The organism is Pseudoalteromonas rhizosphaerae (assembly GCF_028885455.1).
Lineage (GTDB): Bacteria > Pseudomonadota > Gammaproteobacteria > Enterobacterales > Alteromonadaceae > Pseudoalteromonas > Pseudoalteromonas rhizosphaerae.
The window spans coordinates 2080847-2101007 of sequence record NZ_CP118496.1; the positions used below are offsets into that span (position 1 = coordinate 2080847).

The window sequence follows — 20161 nt, forward strand, 5'->3', positions numbered from 1 at the left end:
GTATTTAGGCTTATTTTTTTAAAGAGTTTTAGCATGTATCAAGGAAGTTGTTTGTGTAACAAGGTCACAGTGCAAATTGATGGCCCGATCCAGAGCATTATTCATTGTCACTGCTCGTTGTGTCGTAAATCTAGTGGTACCGCATTTGCGACCAATGGATTTATATCTCGTGTTGACTTTAAAGTAACCAAAGGCAATGAGTGGTTAAGCAGATTTGAATTTAAACCAGGGCGTATCCGCTATTTTTGTAGTGCATGTGGCAGCCCAATCTACAGTGAAAACCTTGATGATATAAGCAGACTAAGGTTGCGTCTGGGTATACTCGATAGTGATATTACAGAGCGTCCTATGAGCCATAACTTTGTTAGCTCAAAAGCGAATTGGGAGCAAATAAATGCTGATATCCCTCACTATGATGGTTTTGAACCGACACGCTAAGGTCGTTGGCTGATAGTGTTTTTATAATAAGTAAACTGGCAAATAGCCTGTGCCGCAACTCTCTGTTGCTTTTAAAGCAGTTGTTTCCCAGCACTTGTTCATTGGTACTGAGCCGCGGTTATAAATTGTTCAAAACTTTCACACCACACAATCACAGTGTTAAAGCGTGCAATATTAATATCGGCTGGCACCTTAATTATAAAACCATCGAATGTATTTACGCTTGCAACCCTTGTCATTGTACCTTTATATGCTAAAAAATCGGCTTCATTATCAATAAAGCGATTAGCTAAATAAAGCTGATAATCTGGGCCTGGGCTCAAGATGCCATCAAAAGAGATCATATTGTTGGTTAATCTGACTTGGCCGTTACCATAATGCAAAGCATCAGAGCCTGCGAGATCAGCTTTGAATTCACCACTATAAAGTGCTTGTTGTGCATGTGTGGCCAACTCAAGTTTGCTAGGAGAGGGTGGAGCCGTTAAAATTGGCAGTGTGTATAACCCTGCAACAAAGCCAACACAAAATATCATCAGATAAACGACTACCTGCCACAATTTACGCATCATAATAAGACCTTATCCATGAGAATATTCAGTATATTGGGCAAAACAAGCGGATGCCTTCATCTATAGTTATAAGCTAGCTTACAAAATCGGATTGGGCGAGTTCAATCGTCATTTAAGTATTTACTTTATTAGGGTGCTTGACCCTATTGTGAACTGACTTAGTTGTTAGCTCGCAATAAGTAATGTGAGCTATGTTGTTGCTAATTTAACTGGAAAATTTTTCTTGTTGATAATGCGAGATCTTGTTCTTTGTCACCAAAAAATTGTTGATAAAGCTGCTCAAACTTACCGTTTTTTTGAAGTTTTAGTAACCCAGCCTCTAACTCCATTAGTAAAGCATCGTTTTGTTTATGAGTGTAAAAATAATAATGACTCGGGTATTGCAACATGATCGTTGGTTCAATCATTAAGTTTTGATGCTGCAGTTTAGTCACCTCAGCGGCAATAGCTGATACAGAGCGAGGAAAATAATCTGCCAAACCTGTCTCGAGTGCTCTAGTCATGCCTTTATAATCTAGCTCTCCATTAACAGTGAAGCCATTGCGTATAAGTACATCATAATCAGACCAACTCTGCTTTTGTAATGCTATTAAAGGCTTAAGCTGTGCTGAAGTTGATATTTCAGCGAAGCGCGGTTGCTGATTTTTATTAATTATTAGTAATCGCTTGCCGTGTAAACCTTGGTAAATTGACAATGAGGTATGATGTAAATCTGGGTAGCTGTTAGCAGGGAGCGATAGCCAAGCTAAATTAATACTGCTTGCTTTTGACAACTCTTCCACCACGCGTTTTTTATTCATTGGTCTAATGGAGTATATAAAATTAACCTGTTTTCCTTGCTCAGCAAAGGCGAGCGTTAATAGCGCATGAATATAGTGATTACGAGGGGTATCTGTGGTGCTGGGGCTTGCTAAGTGAAGATTAACGATTGCTTCATTAGCGTGTACAAAGTTAGTAAACGCCAAAGGCAATAACAATAACCAGAGCACTGCAAAATTATACAATTTCATCATTGAGCTATAACTTAAAAGTTTATGGCTCAAGTATAGCAAAATTATAATACCTCATTGTTGCAAAAAATATTATAAAAACGTAGAGGCTTTTGAATTACGTATTATACTTGTAAATATTAAAGATGTAGCTTTGGAATACTATGTTAAATAATTACTTGGTCCGTTCCCGTTTAATTGTATTAGCGCTTTTACCCGTTGTAATTTTTACGATTACTGCCATATATTCAATTAGTACTATGGGAGGATTAGTCAAAGGAATTGACAGTTTATATGAGAACCGTGTCGTACCATTGAAACAGATAAAAACGGTGTCAGATAACTACGCAGTTAATATTGTTGATTTATTTCATAAGTTCAAAGCTGGTACCATTAGTCAAAATGATTTACTTGCGGCAGTACAGCAGTCTCAAAATACAGCCGATAAAGAATGGAATACTTACCTTAGTACAGACTTAACCAGTGAAGAAAAAAGCTTAGTAAATACTGTCGAACAAAAACTTAAGCCAGTTCAAGCGCAAATTAAAAACTTGTTGAACAAAGTACGCACAGGGGATTTCCAGTCACTCCCACAACAGCAGTTTGTTACTGATCTATATAATGTATTCGATCCGTTAAGCGCAAGCTATCAAGCTTTAATAGAGCTGCAATTAAATGAAGCTAATCACTTTAAGAAACAAGCCGACGAAAACTTTGCGTTAGTAAGTCTAGTGATGAAACTATCAGTAGCACTGTTGATTTTTTTGTTGTTAGCCATTGCTTATTTTATTTACCGTTCAATTCAAAACCCATTGGTGGCGCTGCGCGATACCATTACACAAATTGCAAATAATGCTGACTTGCGAATACGAGCCAATGTACTTGGTGAAGATGAAATTGCAGATACTGCACGAAACTTTAATAATATGTTGTCACGTATACATACTTTAGTAACCGATGTATCTGGGGCGACGTTAACTTTATCTTCTGCGGCAGAAGAAATGAACTCAATTAGTGAGCAAGTGGCCTCAACAGCCACAGAGCAAGAGCAACAGTCTACAATGATTGCGACAGCCATTACGCAAATGAGTAGTGCGATTGAACAAGTGGCACAAAATGCGATGGCCACATCAGAAAAAGCCACTAATGCAGATAGTAAAGCACAACAAGGGCAGCAAGCCGTTGCTGATAATATTAGCTCAATCCAAACGTTATCTAAGTTAGTAAATACAAATACACAATTAATAAACGACCTTAATACACAAACAAATGATATAAATCAGGTTGTAATGATGATCCAAGGCGTTGCAGAGCAAACTAACTTACTGGCTTTAAATGCTGCGATTGAAGCCGCAAGAGCAGGGGATTCTGGTCGTGGTTTTGCTGTTGTTGCCGATGAAGTAAGGCAGCTTGCTCATAATACCCAAAAAGCCACAGCGAGCATTAATGAAATGATCAGCAAGCTACAAGGTATGGCTCAACAAGCTGTTGTTGCTATGGGCAACGCTGAAAGTAGTGCACAAGAAAGTGTTGATCATGCAGAATATTCATCACAAGTTTTAACTGAAATAAATCAAGAGGTAACCGAAATTGCCGATATGAACACGCAAGTGTCAACAGCCACTGAAGAGCAAAAAATGGTGGCCCATGAATTAAGTAGTAACATCAACGAGTTTAGTTCTAGTATTGCATCAGTGAGTGAAAGTTCTCAGCAAAACGCACAAGCATCACAGGAGTTGGCGTTACTCGCAAGTATGTTACAACAACAAGTAAATGAGTTTAAAGTATAACACTGTAATGAGTGTACCTTGTTACTAATAGAGTACGAATGACAAGGTACAGTCTAAATTTATTAGTTTCACAAGGTTTGGATCGCGCAGTTTTGTGACAACATCAGCAAAAACAATAAGCTGCCACACACTTTTTTATAGATAAAATCATTGTTCTATAGCTGCATGTTTTGCAAGTGTTGCTGTGCAGCCACAATCCCCATCTGATAACCATCGCTGAGCTTTTGATAGTTTTTAGTGGTGCGGCCAACGTTAAAGTCAGCAGGTGGTGCGATGATATTTATTTTACAGTCTGCAGGTGGATTATGAATAAACGCAATACTGGCATTATAGTTATCAGCACGAGCTAAAGATGCACTGGCAAGTGCCGGGTGGTTTTTATAAATGCGGCGTGTAAACCATGGGGCCTTACTGGTTTTTTTACGATATCCAAGTGGTTGTGATAAAACGACCGTGATTTCTTCAGCCCCCATTTGATAGGCTTTTCGGATCGGAATTGAATCAGCCACACCGCCATCGGTCATGGCAATACCATCAATGACTGGGTAATCACGATAAGCAATAGGAATCGCACAGGAGGCTTTTAACTGCTGCTCCATTTGCTCTGCTGTCGCTTTTAAATACTGCGCTGATGCTGTGTCTATATCGGTTGCGACTATATAAAATTCACAGTTCTGTGCTGCAAATGTGCCAAGATCTAAACGAATATCAGCCATGGTGGTTTGCCATAACCAATCTAAGTCAAATAAATGCCCACCACGGATAAAGCGCGCTAAATTAATAAACTCGGGTCGGCATGAATAATCAGTGATCACTTTATGATTACGTTTAGCTTGTTGGCATAAATAAGCCGCAATATTAGTTGCTCCAGCAGAGACACCAAAGCAGCGATTAAATGGTTGGTATTGTGCCCCTAAGAACGCATCAAGTACGCCGGTGGCAAATATGCCGCGCATTGCACCACCTTCTACAACAAGGGTGTGTTTGTTGTTGCTCACCAAATTTTCTCCTTTAACTACTAACATTCGAGTTAATCACTTTGCAGTGCTTCAATAGGATCAAGCTGTGACGCTTTGATCGCGGGGTATACACCAAAAATAAGGCCGACTAACGCACAAATACTAAACGATAACACTATGGCGGTCATTGACCACGATACCGCCCACTGCGAATACATAGAGATAATTTCAGACAAGCCAATACCAAATACCACACCCAGTAAGCCACCTAAAATAGAAATGGTAAAGCTCTCGGCAATAAATTGTATCCGAATGTCTTTTTGTGTTGCACCAATAGCACGCAGTAAGCCAATTTCTTTAGTGCGTTCAAGCACCGTCGCCAACATGATATTCATAATACCGATACCGCCAACCAAGAGTGAAATGCCTGCCACGCAGGACATCACAATATTAAATATTTGCTGGGTTTGTTTTTGCTGGGCTAATAACGCGGCAGGAATAACTAATTCAAAATCATCAATATCACTGTGGCGATTTTGCAGTAAATGTTCCAGTGCTTGTGCGGCAACAATTGGATCAACCGATTTATCAATGGCTAGTTTCAAGCTGCTGACTTCACTATCAAGTAAGCCACTTTCAAAGCGGTGTAATGCAGTACTAAGTGGAATAAATACTTGGTTTTGTTCGTTACCAAGTTTGACTCCTTGAAATTCTTTTTTCTTTAAATAAGGCGCTTGTAAAATACCGACTACTTTAAACCATAAGTGGTTAATTTTTATTTGTTGACCGAGTGCGTCACCTAACGGAAATAGTTGCTTGGCAGTATTTGCGCCAAGCATTGCCACTTGAGCAAACCGTTGTTGATCGTTTTTATTTAATATACGCCCAGCAAATAGTTGAAAATGTGACAGCTGAAAATAATTAGCGCTTACACCTACGGCATTGGCGTCGCTGTTGTTGTATTGGCTAAAAATATGATACGTCTCGATGGTTTTTTGTGCGGCAAAATCGGTAACAAAAGGCAGCGAGTCGTGGGCAACTTGGGCATCACGCAGGCTTAAACCGGCCGAATGCTTACGTTGCTCTTTGAGTTCTTTTTCATCGAACTCTTTGCCATTAACAATCAAATTATATAACCCCATAGAGTCAATCATTTTCATGGCTTCACGTTCAGCACCTTCACCAATATTGAGCATAGCAATGACGGCACCGACACCAAATATCATCCCTAATAAAGTCAGTAAAGTACGTAATTTATGCTGTGCAAGCTCTAAGGCTGTGTCGATAAATAAAGTTAAATATTTCATCAGATGTCCTTTATATCAATGAGTGAGATCACATCATTAGCAGCTAAACCTGCGAGGATCTCTACATGACTAAGGTTATGTTTGCCTAATGAAACGGTCTTTTTGACAAATTCGCCAGCTTCTTCAACATAAACATAATGCGCATTTTGTTCGGTAAAAACACTTTGTTTGGGTACCACTAAACGCTCACTTTGCGGTGTCACTAAAATAGTCGCATTGAGTTTTAAACCCGGGCGTAAAGCGTTATTTTGCTGATTTATCGTTGCTTTTAGCTCGTAAAATTTTTGTGGATCGCCGCGTTTTATTGATTTAGGAAACGGCGATACCGCGATTAACTCGCCGCTAAATTGCTGCTCAGGCAATGCAATAAGTTTGAATGTAAGTGACTGACCTACTGTTAAATCGATTGCTTCACGTTCAGACACATATAACATCAACTGCATTTGGCTAACATCAGGCAGTGCTGCTATTTTTTGACCAGGCCATAAGGATTCACCCGCTCGCGGTTTTTCGCCGCGCCAATTAGTACTATGGGTTAATAAGCCATCGTGAGGGGCGATGATCTCAAGCAATGATAGGTTAGTGTTCAACGTTGCTAATTTTTGTTTGTATTGGTCTTCTTTCATTTTTAATAACATCAACTCTCCGGTGGCACTTTGCTCAAAACGGCCAGTTTGCCAGTCGTAGTAGTTATGTTTTGCATTTAAAAACTCAACATTTTGTTGTGACTCTAAAATATCTAATTTAGAGCGAATGCGTTCATCTTCAATTGAGTAATCTTCGGCAAATTGCTTTTCTTCATTAACCAATACAATATCGTGCTCTAAAATAGTCTTATCTTTATCTATTTCTCCTGATTTTTGTGCTAAATCTTGCGCTGCTAAAGCCGCTTGATTAGTGTTTTTTTGGCTTTGCCGACGCATTTGTTCGCCATCAAAACGAGCAATGACCTGACCTTTTTTAACTTGGCTATATTCTGGCATTAACCACGCTAAAGTTTGTGGCCCACGGCTTGATGCTGGCGCAACAATCAGGGTTTCATTTGCTGCTATCAAATGCCCTTTGGCTTCAACCTCAGTCTTAAAACTGTGTTCACTAACCGTATAAGTAAGCGCGTTTTGAATTTCATGTTCTTTTGAACAACCGCTGATAAATAAAGCTGTAACGATTAAGCTAAGTGCAAAGCTCGTTTTCATAATTTTACCTCGTCGCCTAGTTGTAGGCCGCTTTTAACTACGGCGAGATTATCGGTAAAGTGACTTATCTCTATAAATTGTTTGTTATTTTCAGTGGTTGTAACATAGGGACCTTGTTGATCATATTGCAAACTGGTTAAAGGAATACTTAATACCTGAGGTAAGCGAGCTGTGGTGATCTCTAAGCGCGCAGTAAGTCCTGGGCGAATAACACTGGTGTCAATATTATCAATACTAACAATGGCATCCACAATCCGACGCTTATCTTGATATGACTTTTCTCTAAATACACGACCTAAACTCTTTATTTTCCCTGACACAACTAGTTCGCTACTGCCATCAATGGTTATTTTAACGGTTTGCCCTGGGGCAATTTTACCGCTGTCGGGTTCATCGATTTGTGCTTTTACTTGCATATTTTTAAGTACAGCAAGCTCAATAACAGGCTGACCAAATTGCACACTTTCACCAATGGATGACTTTTCACCTTCATAATTGGTTTTATAAATTACCAGCCCATCAATTGGGGCTTTTACCTTAAGGCGTTCAATATCTTGTAAATACCCGTCTACCTCACTTTGCAGCCGTGCAACTTTACTTTGCACCATTTTTAAGTTTAGTTCTTTGCTCTGTTGCTGAAACGTTTGCTTACTTTTAGCAAGCGTTAGATCGTTGTTTGCAATAGTAAAATCAATTTGTGACTTTTTACGTTCAACTTCAGAGCGAGATTGATCAACAATCTCTGCTTTGCGTTTAGCTTTATCGTAGTTCATTTTCATTTCGGCAACGCTGAGGGTCAATTCTTGCTCTTTGATAAGTTCTTTATTTTGCGCATTTTCGAGCTGTTTTTTTGCTCGCTCTAATGAAGATTGTTTGTCGATTAGCTTATCGCGAACTTGTTTATCGTCAAACGATACCACCACTTGGCCTTTTTTAACTTGGGTGTTTTCCGCTAGCATAGTCTTAATTTGGTATTGCCACATACGAGCAACCGACGGCGGGGCAATGATCGCACTGGTTGATGACTCTAGTTCGCCATTGGCATTAACCGTAATAGCAATATCACTCTTTTTCACCAGATAATGTTGTTGCTCATCGTCATTACATGCAGTTAATAGCAACATATTCAATATTATGCATAAAACGTTATGATTCATCAGAGTCTTCTCCGATTGTTAATTTTGCACTCATGCCCGGTAACAGTTTTAAGTTCTGAGCGTTAAAGTTAAAGCGAGTTCTAAAGTAGGCATCTTTGCCCCACTGAAGGCGTTCTTCTGGCTGAGTTGAAATTTCGCTTAAAGTCGCATTGAGCGGCTGTTGTAAATAGGCGTCAAATAACAATTGCGCCTGTTGGCCAAGTTGTAAATGTTGATAATCAATTTCGTGTACCCAGGCTTCAATGTAGAGTTCACTCATGACCGGTATTTCGACAATTTTCCAGCCTGGTTGGGCTGTCATACCAACAAATGCTTTTTCGCCATTCCACGGGTGGTTTGCATATAAAACGGGCCCTGTACGCTGTGCCTTAATGCTCATACTTGCCAGTTGCGTTTTATTGTATGCAAGGTCTGTTTTTAGTTGTTCAATAGTCAGTAGCTGCTTATTGCGCGCAACGGTATTTTCAGTTTTAACTTGGCTGAGTTCTTCGGATGATTTTTGTTTATTGATCAGGGCTTTTTCAAGTTCGAGCTGATTTTTTTGATAATCATAGGTACTTAAGTTAGCGTGTGGAATAGCAGCATCAATACGGGCACGCGCTAGTAAAAGCTCAGTGCGCTTAAAGTTAAACTCAGCTTCTATTTGTTTTTCTTGATTGCTGGTGGTGATCCTAAGCAGCTCTTCTTCGGCGGCATCTAAACTTACTTCATCTTGTTCAATTTCACTGGCAATCGAGCCGCTATCAAACACCACAACAACATCATCTTGTTGCGCTATTTCGCCTTCTTTCATCATCCATTGCACTTGTACTCGCCAGTTGTCTGATTTTGGAGCATAAAAAATTTGCTTATCGCTGGCTTTTAGCTCACCGCTGAGTAACAAACTTTGCGCATTGCTTGAGAAAGCTAAGCTGCAAAGTAATAATCCTAAACAGGCTTTGAAACATTGACTTTTTAACATCCGCTATCCTCTATGACTATGCCATCTTTCATCCGAATAATTCGCTTAGCATAAGCAGCAATATCTTCTTCATGGGTTACCATGACCAAAGTATGTCCTTGTTGGTGGAGTGAGCAAAGCAACTGCATAATTTCATGAGACGTTTTACTATCGAGGTTACCCGTTGGTTCATCAGCAAAAATGACTTTTGGCTCATTTACTAGTGCTCTGGCAATAGCAACTCGTTGCCGCTGACCACCGGACATTTCAAATGGTTTATGGTGTGCGCGATTTTGCAAGCCAACCTTATCCAGCATCGCCATAGCGCGCTCACTGGCTTGCTGTTTTGGGGTGTCAGTATAACGCAGTGGCAAAGCCACATTTTCTTGAGCACTAAGGCGAGTTAATAAGTGAAAGGTTTGAAATATAAAGCCAATCTTTTTATTGCGGATAGCTGACAAACTTTCGTCATCTATTTCTTTAATACTTTCACCAGAGAGCAAATAACTGCCTGAGGTTGGTGTATCCAGACACCCAAGGATATTCATTAAAGTCGACTTCCCTGAACCGGAAGCGCCCATTACGGCGACAAACTCACCTTCTTTAATATGTAATGAAACCTTACTTAATGCAATGACTTGCGTTTCGCCTGCACCATAAGTACGGCAAAGATTTTCGACCCTGATCATACAGTTACTTTTGTTTTTATTATTATCTGATTGGTTAAACTAGCGAGTTTTATAGCGAGACACAAGTCCAAATCTAGTAGTTAAATATACGTCTATTTGCAGCCTTTAATTGTTTTAATATTTAAAGGCTAATTAAATCATCATCAGTTAACAATTGCATGGTTTTACCGTTGATTTGTTGCGTTTTAGCCAAGAGTTGAGCGGGTTTAGCGAATATTTTTTGTTACAAAAAAGCCAAGTAATTCGATAAAAGAATTACTTGGCTGGCTTTATGGTAAAAAATCATACAGCATATTCAGAGTGTTATACCCACATCTAGGTTAAATTGCTGCAACCCACATAACACCGACTTCTTTTTTTACCACTTTTACATGGGTGCCAGCACTTAGTGGTTGCTGGCTTTTTAGTTTCCAGCTCACTCCGGAATACGAGTAGGTACTAACACCTAACTCATCAACATCGCTAGTGAGTATAAAATCAAGCTCTGCAAAGTCACTTTTCACTTCTTTATTATCAACATTATCCTGCATGCGTTTTAGCGGTTTCCATAGTAAAACAGCGCATGCGGCGGTGATCAAGGTATTACTCCAAAGTGCGGTGGTTAATGAGTCTTCTAACAGCGCGAAGTTCATCATTAATCCAGTTGCAAATAATGATATACCCAAAAACAACAATATAAAGGTCGACATTCCCAGCACTGCCACTTCAATTATCAGTGCCACTACACCTAAAATCATCAGTGTTTGGGCTAAATTATTGGTAATGAACTCCATAGTTTGCTCCTTTACAGCTTAACCTTTTTGTTTGGTATTTAAGGTATTAATAATCGACATCGCTTGCGCTACCATAGAGCTGGCATCGGTGCCGTTATCGGGTAATAAAACAACTGACGATTCTTTAGCAATGGCTTGTTTTGCGGCAATTGCTTTTGAGGCGAGGTCTAATTGAATGGCTTTTTGACCTTGCTCAGTATCAGCTGCTTCACCTACTTTACGTAGTGCATCAGCTTGTGCTTCGGCTACCGCAATAATGGCTTTAGCTTCACCTTCAGCACGCAGGATTTGCTCGGCTTTTTCTGCTTCAGCGGCTAGTACTTGCGCTTGTTTTTTACCTTCAGCGACATTGATATTAGCTTGACGATCACCTTCTGATTCTAAAATTTGTGCACGTTTAACACGTTCCGCTTTCATTTGTGCTTCCATCGCTTCCATTACTGATTGCGGTGGCACAATATCTTTAATTTCATAACGTAATACTTGAATACCCCAAGGATCTGCGGCTTGGTTAATTGCCGCAACAATATTAGTATTTAGTACATCACGTTCTTCAAAGGTTTTATCCAGCTCCATTTTACCAAGCTCTGAACGCATCGTTGTTTGCGATAATTGCGTAACGGCAAACACATAATCATCAACACCATAAGTGGCTTTGTATGGGTCCATAACACGGAAATACAATACACCATCAACAATCAATGAAATATTATCTTTGGTAATAGCAGATTGCGACGGCACATCTTGAGCTTGCTCTTTTAAGCTACGATCAGCGGCAATACGATCAACAAACGGCACAATAAAGTTTAGGCCTGCTTCTTTAGTTGATTGATACTTACCAAAACGTTCAATGAGCCACGCACGGTTTTGTGGCACAAATTTAACACTGCTTTTTAGCAGTACTAAAACAAAAATGAGTAAAAACGCCTCAACAGTGAATAACATGTTGAGAACTTGCGTGATCGGGTCCATAGATACTCTCCTTTAATAGTGGCCAATATGGCATGCCACACAATTACTTATGTAATTATTAGCGTGACTAAACCTAGGTTACCATCGTGCTGTTAACCCGCCTAGTGAAAATTCGTGACAAAGTATGTCGGTTGAAAATTGAGCACACTCTAGTTTTTAAGCAGATACAATAAGATGTTACTGCTTTTTAGGTGATGGTTAGTGCCACACGTTCATTACGTGCACAAAGATTTACTTGGAATGACGATGGTACGCCAAATTTTGCAAAAGCTGGCACAAACTTAGATCAACAAGCGTTTACTGCGCTGTTGTGGCAAATGGTGCCTTAGTGCCTGGCTGGCGCGAATGTTGAAATGGCTTGCGAAACTAAAACAGCGCAATGGTGTATAACGCCAGTTGAAGGTAGGGCGTGATGTTGAACAATTTAATTATTGCTATGTTTATCTAAGCTCATACCATGGCACTGATAAGCGCACCAGTGTCGGTAACACCAGCTTCTTTCATCGCTTCAGCGATTGTTTGAACTAATGAACCCATTTGAGCTTGCATTGATACAATCATATTAGTTTGCGCTTCGACTTGTGCTTTAACAGCCTCATCTTGCTGGTTATCTAGCGCTTTTAACTTAACGAGTTGCTCTTTTTGTTGTTCAATCTGTTCTTTGACTTTTTTCAGCTGTTCGATCATTTTAGCGATATGATCGGGCATATCTGAACTTGCCTCTTTTTCCGCTTTCTCTTTCGTTTCCCTGCCTGATAAGTTGTCTAACTCTTTCTCTGATAAACGATAGTCAGCACCGTTTTGGTTTTTTGATGTTGTTGCTGTTTCTTGTTTCGTTTTCTGTGTGGTATCTGTTTGCTCTGTCGCTATCTTTGTTGGATAGGCTTGCTGTTTGTGTATGTGCATTATTATTGATTATCCTTAATATTATATTTGTATGTTATCGGCCAACTTGGTAAAGATCTAAAGAGCTAATAAAAAATAATTTAGTCAAATATTAACGTAGCTTGCATTTTAAGCTGCGTAATAAAGGAAATCACCGTGGTGAGCAATGTCAAATATATATATTCAAAATGAAAAAAGGATTGGCAGATTCAGCTTCGAAGTGATCGTAACAACTGCTTTTTCGTAGGACTTTAATAAATCAATCGTTGCCGCTGTAACTGTGTCTGCTGATTTATCTTCAACAGCGTGCGGCCGCTCATCAATACTTACTCTATTTTTTAAAGCAATTCACATATATTCAGCTGGCCACTTTTTCTACCAATTCAAGTTATGTATTTATCTTCTGAATCTAAGTTATTACGCAGTTAAAACAGCGAATAAAAAGTATTTACAGCAGCATTGTCAAAGATTTGCCTGATGACGCGCTAAGGTTATAGTAGTATCATAGAATGAGTATTTTTAAAGGAACTGCTTATGGCACGCATTGAAAATTTAAATTTGTCACAACAGGTAACTAATGAGTTAGGTAAAGCCATTATTAATGGTCATTACACTGCTGAAACGGGTTTACCTACTGAAGCAAAATTATGTGAAGAGTATGGCATTAGCCGTACTGCTATTCGTGAAGCAGTAAAAATGCTTGCTGCCAAAGGGCTTATTTCATCGCGCCCGCGTCAAGGCATTCGTGTTGAACCAGCAAACACATGGAATTTATACGACACCAGTGTATTAAAATGGTTGCTTGATAGTAGCCCGACCTTGTATGTATTAAAAGAATTTTTACAAGTACGTTTAGCCATTGAACCGCAAGCTGCGGCACTTGCAGCAAGACGTGCTGATAAAGGCGCAATTGCAGAGATTGCGATTGCAGTTGAAAAAATGCAAGCTGCGGCTGATGCCTCCGATGGTGAAATCCATGAAAGTGATTTAGCCTTTCATACCGCAATTTTGTTTGCCAGCGGTAATCGTTTTTTCTTTCAATTGCGTGATTTTATTTGTACTGCACTTAACGTTAGTATTCAGCATACAACTCCCGCGAAAGGTAATAAAAAAGCCATTGCGGATGAACACTTTAAAGTGTACCAAGCAATTTTAAATGGTGAGCCTGAGCGCGCTAAAAACATGATGACGAACATGATTGACGAAGCGATGTCATTTATTGAAAAAGCAATAGCTGAAAAAGAGTCTCAAAACGAATCGAAGTAACCATGTTTGTTAATGAATGCTCTTAATACTTAATGAAATAATTCTAGTCTCAATATCACACACAACAAGTTATTCAAGTCTCGTTGCTAAATGTGTTTTTATTAATGAGCACAATAGGCATGTATTTTTTGGCGCTATGGATAAACATCAACAACACAATACAGGGGTGTTGTATCGCTTATCTCAGCAACAAGCGCCAACAATGTTGATAGCGATTATGTGAGCAGTAATAGCCCTGTAATAAGTAAAACGGCCGTATTTAATATTCAACAGAGTCATCTACCCGCACTGTTTATCAATTTGATTTGAACCCGCAAGGTGAACTTAGCAACAAGCGTGTAATTGTAAAATTTGACGAGACAATGGGCTTTCCCGATGGCATGACAGTCGATAACGACAATCACTTGTAGGTCGCGTCTTACAATGGCCACGGCCTTTATCGTTTTTGTGAAAATGGCACTATCGTGCATTTGTATCGACTTCTCGCGCCTAGTACTCGTTCACAGAAGTTCTGATCAGTTGCCTTACTTAAATTCAGGCAACTGATTTATTCCTATCAATAGCTTTATCGTTCGGCTTTTTCCAGCAGTTGAAGTGATGAACCCTTTCTTTTTAAGCGTTAAAATCATTGCATGAACACTTGATGATGCAGTTCCAAAATAACGCTCAAAATCATTTTCAGCAGGTGCAACACCATTCACTTTTGTGTAGTAATAAATAAATGCCAAATACTGCCCTTGTTTCACAGTGAACGACGGCAACTCTTCTTTATTCATAATGAACTTTTATCCTAATTGACGATCCTTTAACTCATATTTACTCATTTAATATTGTTATGAACCGAAAGTATATTGTTGAATTATCAGCAGAAGAAAAATGCGAATTAGTTAACTACTGCAAAAAAGGCATGGTCAATGTTCGAAAGTACAAACGAGCCGCCATTTTATTAAAAGCGGACCGTTGTCGATATACAACAGATCAAATATGTGAAGCGGTTCAAGTGAGCTCTTCAACTGTATTTCGAGTCAAACGTCAGTTTGTCGAAGACGGTTTAGAAGCCGCTTTAAATGAAGGTGCACGAAGTGGTGCTATGAGAAAAACCTCCGCGAAAGATGAAGTAACTTTAATAGCCACAGCCTGTTCTGAGCCGCCAACAGGACACTGCCGATGGACATTAGCGTTACTTGGCGAGCGATTAATAACATTAACGGATTTAGACAGTATTTCATATGAAACGGTTCGTAGACGCCTTAAAGAAAATGCGTTAAAGCCATGGCAAAAAAAGATGTGGTGTGTGGCAACAATGGACGCTGAGTATATTGCAAGAATGGAGCATGTACTTGAATTATATGCTGAGCCAGCGGATGAGCTCAATCCTATTATTAATTTTGATGAGGCGATGAAGCAACTTGTTGATGATACACGGCCAGTACAACCGATGAAAAAGGGACAGGTAAAACGCCTAGATTATGAATATAAACGGGTTGGCGTGGCTAACTTATTTGTATTCTTTGACCGTCATCGGGGTTGGCGACACGTTAAAGCAACACAGAGGAAAACGAAAGTTGATTTTGCACACTGTATGAAGGACTTAGTCGATGAACACTACCCACATGCGAATAAAATTCGTGTCGTGCTAGATAACTTATCGACTCATACGGAAGGTGCGTTATATAAAGCATTTTCACCGCAAGAAGCACGACGTATTTTAAATAAAATAGAGTTCCATTACACACCTAAACATGCGAGTTGGTTGAATATGGTCGAGATAGAAATTGGCAATATGAATAAGCAATGCTTAGATCGGCGCATAGCAAGTATGGAAGAGTTAAAGACAGAGCTCACGGCGTGGGAATGGCGCCGAAATAAAGAAGGCGCCAGTATAAATTGGATGTTTAATGTTGATTCAGCACGTGAAAAACTAGAGAGAGCTTACGGTGCTCTCAACTAGTCAAAATTTGTGTGACGAAGTACTAGGATCTCCAGCCTCACTTTTTTTGGCGATGATCTAACAACCATCGCCGTTACCTTGGCCCGTACTGGCCTAGAACCTGAGGTACTCACACAATACCCCAACAGTGGCGCTATGTTTATTTTACAAGCCAATATACAAGGAATAGCAGAAACGCCTGCACAGCTATGTTCATAATCAGTCAATACGCCTTTTTCAGTGCAATGATAAAATGTTAGTATGCCTGTATATATTTACACAAATGGGTTGTTATGAAGGCAAACACTACTTTTTTACAAAATGTAAAACAACACACCACAGCAAAACCAAGCTCTGAGTTAGAGCGTCTATGGCAACGCATAGAAAAGCACACTAAGCGTAATGCTAATTTTGATACTAAAAAGCAAGGCTTATTTACTCAGTTCAAAGAGCAAGTAGAGCCGCACGAGCAGTATCAAGCACAGATGATTGCACAGCAGATTTGTCATTTGAGCCAATTTATTCCACGTAAGAGCTTAACCGATGAGCAGCGAAATGAACTTGTGGATTGGATAAATGCAGATTTAGATTACTTAGCAAGCCACCCGTTTACTGGTGACTTAGATATGGAGGCAATATCACACACTTTTAAATCACATCTAGGTAAACACAATCAAGAAGCGATAAACGACATCCCCTCATCAGAGTTGGGTGTGTTCAGAACCATGCTACAGCAAGATTTTCCTGGTTTAGAATTAACCGATGAACAATTAAAGGAAATTGCGCTTGATCCTCAACTGCTCTATAAACACCTGGATGAACAAGGTTTTGGTGATAACAAAGAGCATGATTCAGATAGCACAGATGATCCCTTTAATGCCGGCGATGCGCAAAGCGAAGGCGATGAAGATTGGGACGACTTTTTTGACCAATATGAACGGTTTGATCGTGATGAAATTAAACAGCAAAAGACTGATGCAAAATTAGAAAAGCTATTTAAAAGCTCACAGCTTAATAAAATGTATAAACGCTTAGCGTCAAAATTACACCCTGATAAAGAGCCAGACCCAACTAAAAAAGCCCAAAAGCACGAGCTAATGCAGCAATTAGGCGAAGCACGTAAAGCAAAAGATGGCTTTACCTTATTACAGCTTTATATAAAGCATATTGACGATGATGTAGACTTTGACGAAGAAACCAAAGTAAACCTAGTGCCGTTACTGCAAAATAAAATAGCCGAGCTAAATGCGCTTCATCGCAGGCAAAAAGAAGGCAACGATGAGCATACACTCGTATGGCGTAAATTTAATGGCCGTAGTAAAGCACAGATCAAAGAAAACTTTGCAGATCATATCGCAGCTTTAAATAATGAATGCGATGAAATTGCAGAACGCTTAGGCTATTGCACAACAGTAAAAGTACTCAAAGAAGAACTAAACGATCGGATTTTAGATAAACGCCATATGCCCATGTCATTAGAGGCCGCACTCGAAAGCATGTTTAATTTTTGATCTAAAACAAGCCGTTAGGACAGAAAAGGAATTCTGCTTGTAATCAATGGTTTTTCTGATAACTTTGAATAATAATAAAAAATAATAGTGCAGGGAACGCATGGTTGAAACAACCGATCAAAATAGCCATCCACTTAACTACAATATCCAACAACGCTTTCATTTTATAGAGCTCATTATTCAATGGGAAGGACGCCTGACAACCAATCATTTGCAGCGGCATTTTGTTATAAGCCAACCGCATTTTTTCTTACTTTTGGAATCGATTTGAATGGACGACTTCAATCTCTGTAATTTAAATACAAACGCAATACAAAAAGTTGCAATTGCTCACCCAAGCTTTGCTGATTCACTACATCAATCAGTAAATACACATTTATTTTCTGTTAGCAAAATAGCGGCAAATATCGCTAAAAAGTTTCATTGTGAAGATATTGCCGAATTAATTGGTTTATTACATGATTTTGGCAAATATAGCAGTGCATTTCAGCGCTATATGCAGATAATTATTAATGAGCAATCAGAATATTATGACCTTGATTTAGATGGTATAAGCTCTAAACAATTAAAAGGCTCTATTGATCACTCCACTGCGGGAGCCCAGTGGATAGCTAAAGCACTTCAAGCTCACTTATCATCTGTTTGTAAAGAAGATCCAAGTTTACAAATGTATGCATTGGCTATTTTACAAATACTTAGTTTATGCGTAGTTTCGCATCATAGTGGTTTAATAAATAATCTACCTGAGCCGACAGGCGGCTTTGCAAAACGAATGTTGAAAAGTGAAGAAGAAGCGCATTTTAATGAGTGTGTAAAAAATGCGGATGTAACCGTAATTGAAAAGGCACAACAAATAGCGACAAAGGGCTTGCTGCTTAATGCTACTATTTTCTTAAAAACATCACTCACTGCATTTAATTTAAGCACGGTAGAGCATGATTTTTATCTAGGCATGTACACTAAATTATTGTTTAGTTGTTTGATAGATGCTGACAGAATCGACAGTGCTGATTTCGAAAACCCTGATAATAAACCTGAGCGTAATCAAGTGGCTGATTGGAAGAAGGCTTGCAATAAAATTGAGCGTTTTGTAGCACAGTTTTCAGCTGATAGACCGATTGATGCTATACGTGCAGACATATCTAATAATTGTCTCACTCGTGCACAGGATCCACAGGGTATATTTAGTCTAACAGTGCCCACTGGAGGTGGTAAAACATATGCCAGCCTTCGCTTTGCATTACATCATGCAAAAAAACATAACCTTGATCGCATTATATACATCATTCCTTTCACCTCCATTATTGAACAAAATGCCGATGCAATACGCAAGGTGCTTGATGATGAAAATAAGCAAAGTTGGGTGTTAGAGCATCACTCAAACTTAGAGCCTGAATTACAAACCTGGCGCTCAAAGTTAGCTGCCGAAAATTGGGATCGCCCGATTGTGCTAACGACCATGGTGCAATTTTTAGAAAGTACATTTGGCAGCGGTACCCGAGGCGCAAGAAGACTCCACCAAATGAGTAATGCAGTACTAGTATTTGATGAAATACAAACGTTACCCATTCGCTGCGTGCACTTATTTAATAACACCATAAATTATTTAACACGATTTTGTAAAACAACCGCAGTGATGTGCACTGCTACTCAGCCTTTACTTCACCAGCTTCCGAATGAAAAAGCAATGTTGGGGCAATTAGCATTAACGCCTGCTAACGAATTAACACCTGATATCACTACGCTTTATAACGTACTTGAACGTGTACAAGTAACAAACTTAACCCGTGATGGCGGCTGGAGTGAAAGTGATTTAATACAATTGATTGTTGAACAACTACAAATTGTGACAAGTTGCCTTGTTATTGTTAATACTAAAGACTGGGCAAAACGCCTTTTTATGGCATTAAAAGTACAGGTTGATGAGCAAGTCAATGTGTATCACTTGAGTACGGGCATGTGTGCTGCGCACCGAAAAGCACTTTTAAGTGATGTGAAAGCAAGGCTGGCAAATGGCTTGCCAACGTTGTGTATTAGTACCCAATTAATTGAAGCCGGTGTTGATGTTGATTTTTCTTGTGTGGTGCGCTTTATGGCAGGGCTTGATTCAATAGCTCAAGCCGCAGGGCGCTGTAATCGTCATGGTTTTCGTGATAGCGCCAAAGTGATAGTGGTAAACCCTGAACAAGAAAATATCGGCATGCTACACGACATTAAAATCGGGATTGACGCAACGAAGCGTATCATTGGTGAGTTTGATGATACACAGTTACTTTCTCCCCAAGCAATGACTCGTTACTTTGAATATTACTTTTATGAGCGTGCAGATGAAATGCCTTACAGCATTACAAAATCAGGGTTTACCAAAGGTAAACAAACGTTGTTAGACCTTTTAAGCTGTAATAAAAACAATATTAATGAATCACAATTTCCATTAAAACATGCATTTATGGATGCCGCAAAAGCGTTTAAAGCGATTGATGCACCAAGCCATTCAGTTATCGTACCTTATAACGAAGAAGCTAAAAGTATTATTACAGAGTTGTGCGCGCTCGATACCCGCTTTAATGCCGCTGAATACCGAGTACTATTAAAGCGCAGCCAAAAATACAGCGTCAATTTATTTCCTAATGTATGGGCTAAGCTGGTGGATATGCATGCTGTTTATACAATAGGTAATGATGAGCAAGTGTATTATCTGTTAGACGAGTTTTATAGTGATGACTTTGGTTTAAGTACAGAAACAAGTAACACACAAGAAGATTTTATTTTATAAGGGACAAGCAAAGC

The 20161-nt window shown here is 39.3% G+C and carries 21 protein-coding genes; 9 read left to right on the forward strand and 12 right to left on the reverse strand.

Going from position 1 to position 20161, the window contains the following annotated elements; all coding sequences use genetic code 11:
- The first annotated feature begins 33 nt into the window (after positions 1 to 33).
- A complete protein-coding gene (locus PVK79_RS08825) occupies positions 34 to 438 on the forward strand; it encodes a GFA family protein (RefSeq protein WP_182734047.1) in 405 nt (134 codons plus the stop codon).
- A gap of 98 nt (positions 439 to 536) precedes the next feature.
- On the opposite strand, the gene PVK79_RS08830 is transcribed toward PVK79_RS08825, so the two are convergent.
- Both PVK79_RS08830 and PVK79_RS08835 read right to left on the reverse strand, forming a co-directional pair.
- A complete protein-coding gene (locus PVK79_RS08830) occupies positions 537 to 1007 on the reverse strand; it encodes a DM13 domain-containing protein (protein WP_182730892.1) in 471 nt (156 codons plus the stop codon).
- Between the two features lie 200 nt (positions 1008 to 1207).
- Positions 1208 to 2020, reverse strand: coding sequence for a transporter substrate-binding domain-containing protein (locus tag PVK79_RS08835; RefSeq protein WP_257326987.1), 813 nt, complete (start codon positions 2018 to 2020; stop codon positions 1208 to 1210).
- Between the two features lie 140 nt (positions 2021 to 2160).
- Here PVK79_RS08835 and PVK79_RS08840 point away from each other — a divergent pair, with 140 nt between their 5' ends.
- Positions 2161 to 3786, forward strand: a complete 1626-nt coding sequence (locus tag PVK79_RS08840) for a methyl-accepting chemotaxis protein (protein ID WP_182730891.1) — start codon at positions 2161 to 2163, stop codon at positions 3784 to 3786.
- A gap of 155 nt (positions 3787 to 3941) precedes the next feature.
- Here PVK79_RS08840 and PVK79_RS08845 read toward each other — a convergent pair whose 3' ends face one another.
- The 8 genes from PVK79_RS08845 to PVK79_RS08880 form a co-directional block, all read right to left on the reverse strand.
- A complete protein-coding gene (locus PVK79_RS08845; RefSeq protein WP_257326988.1) occupies positions 3942 to 4787 on the reverse strand; it encodes a patatin-like phospholipase family protein in 846 nt (281 codons plus the stop codon).
- Between the two features lie 29 nt (positions 4788 to 4816).
- The gene (locus PVK79_RS08850; protein ID WP_145234192.1) at positions 4817 to 6052 is read right to left on the reverse strand and encodes an ABC transporter permease; all 1236 of its coding nucleotides are present in this window, start codon (positions 6050 to 6052) and stop codon (positions 4817 to 4819) included.
- Positions 6052 to 7248 (reverse strand): efflux RND transporter periplasmic adaptor subunit, encoded by a 1197-nt coding sequence (locus PVK79_RS08855; protein ID WP_145234190.1) that lies wholly within the window; start codon positions 7246 to 7248, stop codon positions 6052 to 6054. Before PVK79_RS08855 ends, PVK79_RS08850 begins: the two co-directional genes overlap by 1 nt.
- Positions 7245 to 8405, reverse strand: coding sequence for an efflux RND transporter periplasmic adaptor subunit (locus PVK79_RS08860; protein WP_257326990.1), 1161 nt, complete (start codon positions 8403 to 8405; stop codon positions 7245 to 7247). Before PVK79_RS08860 ends, PVK79_RS08855 begins: the two co-directional genes overlap by 4 nt.
- Positions 8395 to 9366 carry an HlyD family secretion protein gene (locus PVK79_RS08865; protein ID WP_257326993.1) on the reverse strand — a complete coding sequence of 324 codons (972 nt, stop codon included), beginning with the start codon at positions 9364 to 9366 and terminating at the stop codon, positions 8395 to 8397. Before PVK79_RS08865 ends, PVK79_RS08860 begins: the two co-directional genes overlap by 11 nt.
- Positions 9360 to 10034 (reverse strand): ABC transporter ATP-binding protein, encoded by a 675-nt coding sequence (locus PVK79_RS08870; protein ID WP_257326995.1) that lies wholly within the window; start codon positions 10032 to 10034, stop codon positions 9360 to 9362. Before PVK79_RS08870 ends, PVK79_RS08865 begins: the two co-directional genes overlap by 7 nt.
- 320 nt (positions 10035 to 10354) lie before the next feature.
- Positions 10355 to 10807: an NfeD family protein gene (locus PVK79_RS08875; protein WP_257326997.1), complete on the reverse strand. Its 453-nt coding sequence runs from the start codon at positions 10805 to 10807 to the stop codon at positions 10355 to 10357.
- Positions 10808 to 10825: 18 nt separating this feature from the next.
- Positions 10826 to 11779 carry an SPFH domain-containing protein gene (locus PVK79_RS08880; protein WP_145234179.1) on the reverse strand — a complete coding sequence of 318 codons (954 nt, stop codon included), beginning with the start codon at positions 11777 to 11779 and terminating at the stop codon, positions 10826 to 10828.
- 191 nt (positions 11780 to 11970) lie between these two features.
- On the opposite strand from PVK79_RS08880, the gene PVK79_RS08885 reads away from it, so the two are divergent.
- A complete protein-coding gene (locus tag PVK79_RS08885) occupies positions 11971 to 12108 on the forward strand; it encodes a hypothetical protein (protein WP_257326998.1) in 138 nt (45 codons plus the stop codon).
- Positions 12109 to 12229: 121 nt separating this feature from the next.
- Here the strand turns inward: PVK79_RS08885 and PVK79_RS08890 are convergent, their stop codons facing one another.
- Entirely contained in the window at positions 12230 to 12685 is a 456-nt protein-coding gene (locus PVK79_RS08890; RefSeq protein WP_182734056.1) for a hypothetical protein, read from the reverse strand.
- A gap of 513 nt (positions 12686 to 13198) precedes the next feature.
- Here PVK79_RS08890 and PVK79_RS08895 point away from each other — a divergent pair.
- Together PVK79_RS08895 and PVK79_RS23530 are read left to right on the forward strand one after the other, a co-directional pair.
- Positions 13199 to 13930: a FadR/GntR family transcriptional regulator gene (locus PVK79_RS08895; RefSeq protein WP_182734058.1), complete on the forward strand. Its 732-nt coding sequence runs from the start codon at positions 13199 to 13201 to the stop codon at positions 13928 to 13930.
- Between the two features lie 305 nt (positions 13931 to 14235).
- Complete coding sequence (locus tag PVK79_RS23530) at positions 14236 to 14340, forward strand: hypothetical protein (RefSeq protein ID WP_425607880.1); 105 nt, start codon at positions 14236 to 14238, stop codon at positions 14338 to 14340.
- 114 nt (positions 14341 to 14454) lie between these two features.
- Here PVK79_RS23530 and PVK79_RS08900 read toward each other — a convergent pair whose 3' ends face one another.
- The gene (locus PVK79_RS08900; protein ID WP_149983453.1) at positions 14455 to 14706 is read right to left on the reverse strand and encodes a LexA family protein; all 252 of its coding nucleotides are present in this window, start codon (positions 14704 to 14706) and stop codon (positions 14455 to 14457) included.
- 59 nt (positions 14707 to 14765) lie between these two features.
- Here PVK79_RS08900 and PVK79_RS08905 point away from each other — a divergent pair, with 59 nt between their 5' ends.
- From PVK79_RS08905 to cas3, 4 genes are all read left to right on the forward strand, one after another.
- A complete protein-coding gene (locus PVK79_RS08905; RefSeq protein WP_257324033.1) occupies positions 14766 to 15881 on the forward strand; it encodes an IS630 family transposase in 1116 nt (371 codons plus the stop codon).
- A 272-nt stretch (positions 15882 to 16153) separates the two neighbouring features.
- Positions 16154 to 17371 (forward strand): J domain-containing protein, encoded by a 1218-nt coding sequence (locus PVK79_RS08910; RefSeq protein WP_257326466.1) that lies wholly within the window; start codon positions 16154 to 16156, stop codon positions 17369 to 17371.
- A gap of 100 nt (positions 17372 to 17471) precedes the next feature.
- On the forward strand, positions 17472 to 17642 hold the full coding sequence (locus PVK79_RS23625) for a BrxR family helix-turn-helix transcriptional regulator (protein ID WP_486660049.1): 171 nt from the start codon (positions 17472 to 17474) through the stop codon (positions 17640 to 17642).
- Positions 17643 to 20147: a CRISPR-associated helicase Cas3' gene (gene cas3, locus PVK79_RS08915; protein ID WP_257326467.1), complete on the forward strand. Its 2505-nt coding sequence runs from the start codon at positions 17643 to 17645 to the stop codon at positions 20145 to 20147.
- Positions 20148 to 20161 lie beyond the last annotated feature (14 nt).

Excerpts from the sequence above, each read along its gene's own strand:
- PVK79_RS08825 (WP_182734047.1), top strand. The coding sequence starts at position 34 with ATGTATCAAGGAAGTTGTTTGTGTAACAAGGTCACAGTGCAAATTGAT.
- PVK79_RS08830 (WP_182730892.1), bottom strand. The coding sequence starts at position 1,007 with ATGATGCGTAAATTGTGGCAGGTAGTCGTTTATCTGATGATATTTTGT.
- PVK79_RS08835 (WP_257326987.1), bottom strand. The coding sequence starts at position 2,020 with ATGATGAAATTGTATAATTTTGCAGTGCTCTGGTTATTGTTATTGCCT.
- PVK79_RS08840 (WP_182730891.1), top strand. The coding sequence starts at position 2,161 with ATGTTAAATAATTACTTGGTCCGTTCCCGTTTAATTGTATTAGCGCTT.
- PVK79_RS08850 (WP_145234192.1), bottom strand. The coding sequence starts at position 6,052 with ATGAAATATTTAACTTTATTTATCGACACAGCCTTAGAGCTTGCACAG.
- PVK79_RS08855 (WP_145234190.1), bottom strand. The coding sequence starts at position 7,248 with ATGAAAACGAGCTTTGCACTTAGCTTAATCGTTACAGCTTTATTTATC.
- PVK79_RS08860 (WP_257326990.1), bottom strand. The coding sequence starts at position 8,405 with ATGAATCATAACGTTTTATGCATAATATTGAATATGTTGCTATTAACT.
- PVK79_RS08865 (WP_257326993.1), bottom strand. The coding sequence starts at position 9,366 with ATGTTAAAAAGTCAATGTTTCAAAGCCTGTTTAGGATTATTACTTTGC.
- PVK79_RS08870 (WP_257326995.1), bottom strand. The coding sequence starts at position 10,034 with ATGATCAGGGTCGAAAATCTTTGCCGTACTTATGGTGCAGGCGAAACG.
- PVK79_RS08875 (WP_257326997.1), bottom strand. The coding sequence starts at position 10,807 with ATGGAGTTCATTACCAATAATTTAGCCCAAACACTGATGATTTTAGGT.
- PVK79_RS08880 (WP_145234179.1), bottom strand. The coding sequence starts at position 11,779 with ATGGACCCGATCACGCAAGTTCTCAACATGTTATTCACTGTTGAGGCG.
- PVK79_RS08890 (WP_182734056.1), bottom strand. The coding sequence starts at position 12,685 with ATGCACATACACAAACAGCAAGCCTATCCAACAAAGATAGCGACAGAG.
- PVK79_RS08895 (WP_182734058.1), top strand. The coding sequence starts at position 13,199 with ATGGCACGCATTGAAAATTTAAATTTGTCACAACAGGTAACTAATGAG.
- PVK79_RS08900 (WP_149983453.1), bottom strand. The coding sequence starts at position 14,706 with ATGAATAAAGAAGAGTTGCCGTCGTTCACTGTGAAACAAGGGCAGTAT.
- PVK79_RS08905 (WP_257324033.1), top strand. The coding sequence starts at position 14,766 with ATGAACCGAAAGTATATTGTTGAATTATCAGCAGAAGAAAAATGCGAA.
- PVK79_RS08910 (WP_257326466.1), top strand. The coding sequence starts at position 16,154 with ATGAAGGCAAACACTACTTTTTTACAAAATGTAAAACAACACACCACA.
- PVK79_RS23625 (WP_486660049.1), top strand. The coding sequence starts at position 17,472 with ATGGTTGAAACAACCGATCAAAATAGCCATCCACTTAACTACAATATC.
- cas3 (WP_257326467.1), top strand. The coding sequence starts at position 17,643 with ATGGACGACTTCAATCTCTGTAATTTAAATACAAACGCAATACAAAAA.